This window comes from Nesterenkonia marinintestina (assembly GCF_025420485.1).
Classification (GTDB): Bacteria; Actinomycetota; Actinomycetes; order Actinomycetales; family Micrococcaceae; genus Nesterenkonia; species Nesterenkonia marinintestina.
On the sequence record NZ_JAOEFD010000033.1, the window covers coordinates 1 to 1279 of the forward strand.

Sequence of the window (1279 nt, forward strand, 5' to 3'; positions counted from 1 at the left end):
GGGTCTGCTGAAGGTTCGGTTGACCGTCGGGCTTATGCCGCCAGGGCGACGGCATCCTTGTGAACGGTCTCGTATTCGACCGGAGTCAGCTTACCCAGCCTCCGCTGTCGGCGGCGGCGATGATAGGTCGCTTCGATCCAGTGAATGATCCGGGCTCGCAACTGATCCCTGGTGGCCCAGGACTGCCTGTTGAGCACGTTCTTCTGCAACGTCGAGAAGAAGCTCTCCATCGCCGCGTTATCCCCAGCAGCCCCGACCCGTCCCATGGACCCAGCCAGCTTGTATCCCTTCAGCGCCCGCTGGAATTTCCGTGAACGAAATTGCGACCCTCTATCCGAATGGACAATGCATCCGGCCACTTCTGAGGGTCCTCCGCGGCGGGAAACCGCATCATGCAGGGCGGCCACAGCCAGCCGTGATTTCATCCTGGAATCGATCGCATAGCCCACGATCCGGTTGCTGAAGACATCCTTGATCGCACATAGGTAGAGCTTGCCCTCACCGGTGCGGTGCTCGGTGATGTCCACCAGCCATTTCTGATTCGACCTGGTGGCGGTGAAATCCCGGGCCAGCAGGTCATCACAGACTGGCGGGCCTGGCTTCTTGTGATTCTTCCTGCCCTTGCGCTGAGTGGCGGAGAAGATCTGCTGCTGTGAGCACAGCCGCCACACCCGCCGCTCAGAGGCCCGGTACCCGGCAGCGGCGAGCTCATCAGCGATGAACCGGTGCCCGAACTCCGGGTCATCAGCATGAACATCGATTGCGGCGTTGAGCAGGTGGGCCTGCTCCCAATCCCGCTGAGAAATCGGGGCTGCTGCCCATTTGTAGAACGCTTGCTTGGTGAAACCCAGAACCCGGCAGGTCACCGCCACCGGCACCCCGGCGGCGGCAAGGTCACGGACCAGCGGGAACATCATTTTGGGGAGGCCCCACCCAGCTTCAAATTCGCCTGGGAGAGATACGCCGCAGCTTCGCGCAGGACCTTGTTCTCCTGCTCCAGCTCACGGATCCGGCGCAGCATCTTCGCCTGTTCCCGAGACTCCTCAGCATCCTTAGCCGGCTCGATCCCGTGCTCTTCGAGCTTCGCGGCCCGGACCCAGGACTGCAGCGCAGATTTCGAGCAGCCCATATCCGCGCAGACCTGCTTCTGGCTCATCCCGCCAGCAACCAGCTCCACGGCGGTCCGGCGAAACTCCTCGGTGTAGACAACTTTCGGCATGACTTCCATCCTTCCTGCTTTCTAAGCAGTCTTGAAGTCAACCGAACCTTCAGCAGACCC

The 1279-nt window shown here is 61.5% G+C and carries 1 pseudogene; it reads right to left on the bottom strand.

Going from position 1 to position 1279, the window contains the following annotated elements:
- Positions 1-32: 32 nt before the first annotated feature.
- A pseudogene (locus N7E59_RS11795) lies at positions 33-1219 on the bottom strand (IS3 family transposase).
- Between the last annotated feature and the right edge of the window lie 60 nt (positions 1220-1279).